Source organism: Martelella sp. (genome assembly GCF_984369615.1).
Genome location: NZ_CFHTCS010000203.1, coordinates 1 through 8,047, shown reverse-complemented (window position 1 = coordinate 8,047; position 8,047 = coordinate 1). Strand labels below are relative to the sequence as shown.

Annotated in this window: 7 protein-coding genes, 1 other RNA gene and 1 pseudogene; 8 read left to right on the top strand and 1 reads right to left on the bottom strand. The window is 62.0% G+C overall.

The window, feature by feature from the left end; genetic code table 11:
* Positions 1 to 91: 91 nt before the first annotated feature.
* A pseudogene (locus tag AC5DC2_RS15450) lies at positions 92 to 964 on the bottom strand (thiamine pyrophosphate-binding protein); the annotation flags it as partial.
* Between the two features lie 563 nt (positions 965 to 1,527).
* Here AC5DC2_RS15450 and AC5DC2_RS15445 point away from each other — a divergent pair.
* The 8 genes from AC5DC2_RS15445 to betC all read left to right on the top strand — a co-directional run bounded on the left by AC5DC2_RS15445 (position 1,528) and on the right by betC (position 8,000).
* Positions 1,528 to 1,809: a DUF4164 domain-containing protein gene (locus AC5DC2_RS15445; RefSeq protein ID WP_024707985.1), complete on the top strand. Its 282-nt coding sequence runs from the start codon at positions 1,528 to 1,530 to the stop codon at positions 1,807 to 1,809.
* A 17-nt stretch (positions 1,810 to 1,826) separates the two neighbouring features.
* Positions 1,827 to 2,192, top strand: a complete 366-nt coding sequence (locus AC5DC2_RS15440; RefSeq protein WP_491699113.1) for a cell division protein ZapA — start codon at positions 1,827 to 1,829, stop codon at positions 2,190 to 2,192.
* A 105-nt stretch (positions 2,193 to 2,297) separates the two neighbouring features.
* Positions 2,298 to 2,459: non-coding RNA, 6S RNA (gene ssrS, locus AC5DC2_RS15435), on the top strand.
* 59 nt (positions 2,460 to 2,518) lie between these two features.
* Positions 2,519 to 3,079, top strand: a complete 561-nt coding sequence (locus tag AC5DC2_RS15430; RefSeq protein WP_491699114.1) for a 5-formyltetrahydrofolate cyclo-ligase — start codon at positions 2,519 to 2,521, stop codon at positions 3,077 to 3,079.
* 130 nt (positions 3,080 to 3,209) lie between these two features.
* Entirely contained in the window at positions 3,210 to 4,034 is an 825-nt protein-coding gene (locus tag AC5DC2_RS15425) for a TIGR00282 family metallophosphoesterase (RefSeq protein ID WP_024707982.1), read from the top strand.
* Between the two features lie 108 nt (positions 4,035 to 4,142).
* Entirely contained in the window at positions 4,143 to 4,859 is a 717-nt protein-coding gene (locus AC5DC2_RS15420) for an MgtC/SapB family protein (protein ID WP_491699112.1), read from the top strand.
* Positions 4,860 to 5,237: 378 nt separating this feature from the next.
* A complete protein-coding gene (locus AC5DC2_RS15415; RefSeq protein WP_491699111.1) occupies positions 5,238 to 6,215 on the top strand; it encodes a Bug family tripartite tricarboxylate transporter substrate binding protein in 978 nt (325 codons plus the stop codon).
* Between the two features lie 198 nt (positions 6,216 to 6,413).
* Entirely contained in the window at positions 6,414 to 8,000 is a 1,587-nt protein-coding gene (betC, locus tag AC5DC2_RS15410) for a choline-sulfatase (protein WP_491699110.1), read from the top strand.
* Positions 8,001 to 8,047 lie beyond the last annotated feature (47 nt).

The following is an 8,047-nucleotide window of genomic DNA, read 5'->3' as shown; positions in this document are numbered from 1 at the left end:
TCTGATAGTGCAATGTTGGGGGTGACAACCTCCAATTTTGTTACAACCCAGCGCAGAATGTATGTTCTCGACCACTGGATACCAGTTATTATTCTATAATGTCTTCCGGCAGTTCGAAGGGGGCGTATTCCCAGCCGAGCGCCTTGCGGGTTTCGGCGATCTCCTCGTCGCCGAGCGGGGAGCCGTGGGCCTTGTTGGTGCCGGCCTTCTTCGGCGCGCCGTAACCGATGGTCGTCTTGCAGGCGATCATGGTCGGCTTGTCGGACTTCTGGGCTTCCTCGATTGCCGCGGCAACCTCGTCCGGATTGTGGCCGTCGATGTCGATCGTGTGCCAGTTCGCGGCGCGGAAGCGGGCGTGCTGGTCAGTCGAATCGGCAAGCGAAACGGCGCCGTCGATGGTGATCGAGTTGTTGTCCCAGAAGAGGATCAGCTTGGAAAGCTTCAGGTGGCCGGCAAGGGTGATCGCCTCCTGGCTGATGCCTTCCATCAGGCAGCCGTCGCCGCACAGCGCATAGGTGTAGTGATCCATCAGCGCGTCGCCGAACTCGTCGGCAAGCTTGCGTTCCGCGATCGCCATGCCGACGGCATTGGCGATGCCCTGGCCGAGCGGACCGGTGGTGGTCTCGATGCCGGAGGCGTGGCCATATTCCGGGTGGCCGGCGGTCTTGGAGCCGAGCTGGCGGAAATTCTTCAGGTCCTCGAGCGTCATGTCCTCATAGCCGAGGAGATAGAGCAGCGAGTAGAGCAGCATGGAGCCATGGCCCGCAGACAGCACGAAGCGGTCGCGGTTCGGCCAGTTCGGGTTCTTTGGATCGAACCGCATGAACCGGGTGAACAGCACCGTCGCGACATCGGCCGCGCCCATCGGCAATCCGGGATGTCCCGAATTGGCCTTCTGCACGGCGTCCATGGAGAGGAAACGGATCGCGTTGGCCATCCGGTTGTGTTTTTCAAGAGAAGTCATGTGTTCTTCGCTTTTCTTGATTCTTGAGAGATTGCGTTGGTCATTGGGAGCCCGGCCATCCGGCCGGTCGGCAGTGCTGCCGGCTAAACTACAGTGTTGCCCGAAGCAATCAAGGCGGCAAATCCGAAAGCGCCTCGCTGGACCTCGAGCCCGAAAACGCGAGGACACTACACCATTTCATTTTGGCCTGCCACAGCTTAACCAGCCTCGCTGCAATATGGTGCATGACTTGCCTCCGTTCAGCCGGTTTCGCGCTTCTAAATCGATTGATAAACGAATTCTTTCCCTGTTTCATTGTTTTATGACAAATCCTCGGCCAGTCGCGCGCTCACAAATCCGTCCCCTTCGCCCTCAAAGGCCGTCGGTCTTTGCGATCGGTCGGCCCTGCGTCAAGTTTCCACTTGACAATCATGGGCCTCAGTTGACCTCGGCTGTTAACTCTCCCTAAGATCACGATGAAATTTCGGGTATCTTGGCGATTCGGAAGGCCAGATTTTCACCCTGAGGTGGCGGTCTTCCGAGGTGTTCATGCTATGCGCGTCTCTCTTTTTAGAGGAAAGGCAATGGTGGCGGAAACAGGGCGGCTGCAAAACGCGCTTGAAGCGCTTGAGAAGGCGCTTTCGGGCCTGGAGAGCGCCGTCGACGCCCGTACGGAAAAGCTCCAGAACCGGGAAGACCTCGAAAACGAGGTGCGGATCGTGCATGAGGACCGCGCGGGTCTTGCGCGCGAACTGGACCAGGCGCAGTTTCGGGCAAACCGGCTGGAGGAAGTCAACCGCGAAGTCTCCCGCAGGCTGGTCACGGCGATGGAGACGATCCGCTCCGTTCTCGACCACGAAAGATAGGCCGGAAAGAGGAAGAGATGGCGCAAGTCACCGTCAATATTGATGGCAAGGCCTATCGAATGGCCTGCGAGGCGGGGCAGGAGGACCACCTGGTCGATCTCGCCGCCCGGTTCGATTCCTATATCGGCAATCTGCGCGGCCAGTTTGGCGAGATCGGCGACCTGCGGCTGACGGTGATGGCGGGCATCATGATCATGGACGAGTTGCACGACCTGCAAGCCCTTGTCGATGCCAATGCATCCGAGCTTGAGGAACTGCGGGCCAAGGCGGGGTCCGCGGACAACGCGCGGGCGGCCCATGACGATGAGGTGGCGGCCGTTCTGGAAAATCTCGCCGAGCGGCTTTCGACGCTTTCCAGGAAGGTGTCGGGCGCCGACAAATAGCCGGTTTTCCGGAGGTCCGGAGACGCTTCTGGCGATTTCGGAAAAATCATGGCTGCGACTTCATTTCCCTCTGGCGGGCGGAAGGCCAGAGCCTTATATAAAGGTTACGGTCTGCGCTTCTCGACAGGAATCAACGAATCCCCGGGGCCTTACTCGATCCTAAGGGAGCTGTCCCTGACCTCGCTCGTGGGCTTGGTTATATGGCGCCCACCTACTTCTGTAGGCGCCCAGGATCCAACCGATTCCATCGGTCGCCGTGGACCGACTTTTTTATGCGACGCAGGCAGGACATGCGTGTGAACGACGTGCCAGACAGCAAGCCGGACATGCGCAATCGCAGCCTCAAGCGCCGGGACGCGATGACGGCGGAAGAGCGCCGTGCGAAAAGCCTGGCGATCGCCACCCATGGCGCCGAGGCGCTTGCTCCCGAGATTGCCGGAAAACGCGTCGCCGGTTATCATCCCATCCGCTCCGAGGTCGATGTCGGCCTGCTCATGACGTTGCTGGAAAACGCCGGCGCGGCGCTGGCGCTTCCCGCAGTGATCGACCGCGAGACCATCGTCTTTCGCAGCTTTCGTTCGGGCGAGGCGCTCGTTGCCGGCGGCTTCGGCACCCGCGCGCCGGGCGAGCAGGCAGCCGAAGTCGATCCCGATATCCTGCTGATGCCGCTTTCGGTCTTTGACGAGGCCGGCAACCGCATCGGCTATGGCGCCGGCCATTACGACCGGGCGATTGCGCGCCTTGCCGGGCGCGGCAGAAGGCCGCTTCTCGTCGGCATCGCCTTCGATCTTCAGGAAGTTCCTGCTGTTCCCGCCGAACCCCACGATGTGCCGCTCGATGCGATCATCACCGAAAGCGGTTTCCGGCGGACGGAAAACCGGGCCTGAACCGTCCTTTCCGGCTCGTTTTCGACAAAAACCATTTGCATGAAAGCCTTGGGGCGTTAGAGCCTGTCTGCACGAGTGCCGGAACGCCGAGGGTTCCGGCATGCGCCGTACGGGACAGATTGGATTTTTCATGCGTTTGCTTTTTCTCGGGGACATGGTCGGCAAGACGGGCCGCAAGGCGGTGTGGGACCGCCTGCCGGGCCTGATCAGCGATCTGAGGCTCGATTTCGTGATCGTCAACGGCGAGAATGCCGCCGGCGGCTTCGGCATCACCGAGACGATCTTCCAGGAAACCATCAATGCCGGCGCCGATGTGGTCACCACCGGCAACCACGTCTGGGACCAGAAGGACGCGATCATCTTCGCCGACCGGCACGAGCAGTTCCTGAGGCCCGCGAACTATCCGGCCGGCACGCCGGGCAGGGGCTCGAGCATCCATTACGCCCGCAACGGCGCGCGCGTGCTCGTTGCCAACATCATGGGCCGCGTGTTCATGCATCCCGAGCTTGATGACCCCTTCAAGGCGGGCGAGGACATTCTCGGCGCCTGCCAGCTCAAGGACCAGGTGGACGCCATCGTCTTCGATTTCCACGCCGAAGCCACCAGCGAGAAGCAGGCCTTCGGCCATTTCGTCGATGGTCGCGCCAGCCTCGTCGTCGGCACCCATACCCATGTGCCGACCGCCGACTGCCAGATCCTCAACGGCGGAACCGCCTATATGTCGGATGCGGGCATGTGCGGCGATTACGATTCCTCGCTCGGCATGGACAAGGAGGAGCCGCTTTCCCGGTTTGTCTCCAAGATGAACAAGTCCCGCTTCGAGGCGGCGACCGGCCCGGCGACCATCTGCGGCGTCGGGGTCGACATTTCCGACAGGACCGGCCTCGCCGAGAAGATCGCGCCGCTTCGCCTCGGTCCGAGGCTTTCCGAAACCATTCCGGACTTCTGGCTTTAGCACCCGCGGCATAATGCGCATGTCATATTCGTACTGAATAAAGCGCTTTCGCCGGGGGGGCAGCTTGCCTGACAGTCGCCGGCAGGACGAAAGCGGGACCAGCACAGCATGAACTTCCTCAATACCTTTCAGCTTTTTCCGATCCTCGACAGTGCGCTCAGCCTGATCATCGGCTTCATCTGCGGCACGGCGATCGGCGCGGAACGGCAGTATCGCCAGCGCAGCGCCGGTGTGCGCACCAATGCGCTGGTCGCCATCGGCGCAGCGGCCTTCGTCGATCTCGGCCAGCGGGTAGCGGGAGATGTCGAGGCGGTTCGCGTCATCTCCTACGTGGTCTCCGGCATCGGCTTTCTCGGCGCCGGCGTGATCATGAAGGAGGGCTATAATGTGCGCGGCCTCAATACCGCCGCGACGCTCTGGTGCTCGGCCGCCGCCGGCGCCAGCGCGGGGGCCGACATGCTGGCAGAAGCGGTGCTGGTCACCATCGTGGTGCTTGCCGCCAACACCCTGCTCCATCCGGTCGCCGACCGGATAAACCGCCTGCCGCTCAACCCCAATGCCGGCGAGGCCATGTTCGTCGTACGCGTCGTCACCAGCGAGGACAGGATCTCCGCCGTGCGCCGCCGGCTCTTCGAGGAGCTCGACCGCGCCCATTATCCGGTGCGCGACATCGAGATCGAGGAGCGCGAGGATGGTCTGGTCGAGATCGGCGCCACGCTCGTGCGCACCGCCGTCATCCACGCCGAGATCGATACGCTTGTCGCCGGCATGGTCAGGTGGCCGGGCGTTGCCAACGCCTATTGGGAGAACGAGGCGGCCGACTGAGCGGCTTCGGCGCGACAAAACGCGCGCGAGCGATGATTGCATCCAAGGCGTGTTTTTTCTGACATAATCGCGGCATTGTGGCATTCTTGCCCTTCCGTCCGGCCTTTGCCAGCGAAGGCCGACGTCTGCGTCGCAGCGGTTTCGGCAAGGCGCGCCGCGCGAGACGGCGTTGTGGAGATCGACCGGCGACAGGCGGGAGCTTCGCCCGGCAGGCCTCGCGCTTGACAAATGGAAAAGCCTGTGTTCAACATTGAACAAACGATTGTCTAGGCCGTAATAACAGCTCTGGAGGGGAATCGGATTGCCGGTTTCGAGCATGCGGCAGGGTCTCCGTTGACGGGAACCCGGCTTGACGCGTTTGAAAAAGGGAGGAAAACAATGTTGAAATGGACAAGCAAACTTGTCGGCTGTCTCGCGGCGGCCGCTATGGCCTTGGCGGGAGGCGGCGCGCTGGCGCAGAGCGACTATCCGACCCGCCCGATCACATTCGTGGTTCCCTACGCGGCAGGCGGAGCGACCGATGTTGCCGTTCGCGTCATCGCGGAGGCGATGGCAAGGGATGTCGGCCAGAACATCGTCGTCGTCAACAAGGCGGGCGGGGGCGCGACCATCGCGGCGAAAAGCGTCGCGGAAGCGGCGCCGGACGGATATACCGTGCTTGTGGCGGTGGCGGCCAATCTGATCACCAATCCGATCATTCTGGATAATGTCGGTTACGACCCGATTGCCGATTTCGAGCCGGTATCCCTGCTCAGCGCCAATCCCGTCATCCTTGTCTCCTCGAAAGAGTCCGGTTTCACGACGCTCGGGGAGGTGATCGAGGCTGCCAAGGCCGATCCGGGCGTCATTCCGGTCGCGTCCTACGGCATCGGAACGCCCAGTCATCTCGCTATCGAATTGCTCGAGGCGCAGGCGGGTATCGACCTGATCCATATTCCGTTCAACGGGGGCGCGCCGGCCCAGACCGCGCTGATGGGCGGTCACGTGCCGCTGATGATGAATATTCTGCCCAGCGAGGTGGAGCCGCTGAAGGCCGGCGAGGTCGTCGGGCTGGCCATCGGTCAGATGAAGGAATCCGCGTTCGCGCCGGGCGTGCCGACCTTCTCCGAGGCCGGCGTGAAGGATTTCGAGGCATTGACGTTCTTCGGCCTGGTCGTTCCCGCCGGAACGCCGCGGGCGATTGTCGAGCGGTTGAATGCCGCTGCCCAGACCGCCCTGACCGATGAGAACGTTGTCGCCACGCTTACCCGGCAGGGCATGGCGATATGGCCGACCACGGCTGAGGGCTTCGGTGAGATGATCGCGACCGAAACCACAAAATGGGCGCCGATCATCAAGGCTGCAGGCCTCAAATAACCCGCGCGCGGGCGGATGATCGTCATCCGCGTCCGGGCGCGTCGGCCGATGAACGGTCGCTGTTCTCCGATTGCCGGACACGCCGAAGGGCAAAGCCGGATCATCAGGCGGTTCGTCTTATCCGCCTGATGATCCCAGACCCTGCGGCCGAAATCCGGCGGCGGGCCCCATCCACGGTTTCAGACAGGTTGTGACACCATGAGCGAAGCTCCGAATATCCTATTTATCGTCGTCGATGAACTGACGGCCGATATCCTGCCGACATACGGCCACAAGGTCGTCAAGGCGCCGAACCTGACCCGCCTGGCCGAGCGCAGCGTGGTCTTCGACGCGGCCTACGCAAACTCGCCCATATGCTGCCCGAGCCGCGCCTCGATGATGTCGGGACGCCTTGCGCCCGCGATCGAGGCCTGGGACAATGCCACGCCGCTTGGTTGCGATGTCCCCTGCATTCCGCATTTTCTCGGCAATCTCGGCTATGACACGACGCTTGTCGGCAAGATGCATTTCATCGGCCCGGACCAGCTGCATGGCTATGAAAATCGGCTGACCACGGACATTTATCCCTCGGATTTCAGCTGGACCGCCAATGCGAAAATGCCCAGGACGGCGCCCAACATTGCCGGCGTGAGCATGCGTCCCATTCTCGATGCCGGACCATGCAAGCGCAATCTTCAGATCGATTATGACGAAGAGGTTCAACTGCTGGCCGAGCAGTATATCTGGGACAAGGCGCGTGACCGGAAGGACAAGCGTCCCTTCTTCCTGACCGTTTCATACACCCATCCCCATCCGCCTTTCGATGCGCCGCAACCATACTGGGACATGTATGAGGGCGCGGAGATCGATCTTCCGCGCGTCGGGCCGATCGACCCGGACAGGATGGATCCGTTGAGCCTGCAGCTCTACTACAATCATCGCCGCCATGAGATGCCCGTTGCCGAGGAGAATGTGATAGCCGCCAGGCGAGCCTATTACGCCATGGTCACCTGGATCGACGAGCGCATCGGAAGGCTGCTCGACACGCTTGAAGACGCCGGCTTCGGCGACGACACAGTCATCGTCTTCACCTCGGATCACGGCGAGATGCTGGGCGAACGCGGCATGTGGTTCAAGATGTGCATGTTCGAATATGCCGAGCGGGTGCCGTTGTTTGTGTCATGGCCGGAACGCTTTGCTCCGCGCCGGATCAGGCAGAACGTGTCGCTCGTGGACCTTCTGCCGACATTCATCGATTTTGCCCGCGGCAAACATGAAGAGCCGCTGCCGTGCGAGGAGACCCTTGACGGCCGTTCCCTGCTCCGTTTCCTGCAGAGCGGCGCCGATGCGAACTGGCCCGATCTGGTGATCTCCGACTTCAATGCCGGCGGCTCTCCGGCGCCGGTCAGGATGGTGAAGGAGGGCGCCTGGAAATTGATCCGGATCGGGACCCTCGCCAATCTCCTCTTCAATATCGAGGAAGACCCCGAGGAACTGTGCGACCGCAGCGCCGACAAGGACGCCGAGGACATCCTTGCCCGTCTGTTATCGCTTTCGGAGCACGGCGGGTATGATCCGGAGGTCATCGCTCAGCGCGTGCTGCTCAGCCAGGAGCGCCGACGTTTGATCCACACGGCCACGAAGGCGCGACGAGCGCCGGTAAGCTGGAACTGGAAGGTCCGGCCGGACGACGATGTGCGGTTCGTGCGCGGCGGCGGGCCGGTTTACGGCGAGGATCCCACGAAGGCGAGGGCCAGGCTCCCGCTCGCCAGTTATATCCCGGAGGAGTCCGAGATCACGGGCTAGAGCGCCGTGCGTCCATTCGGACGCACAAAGGACGCTCTAACCTATTT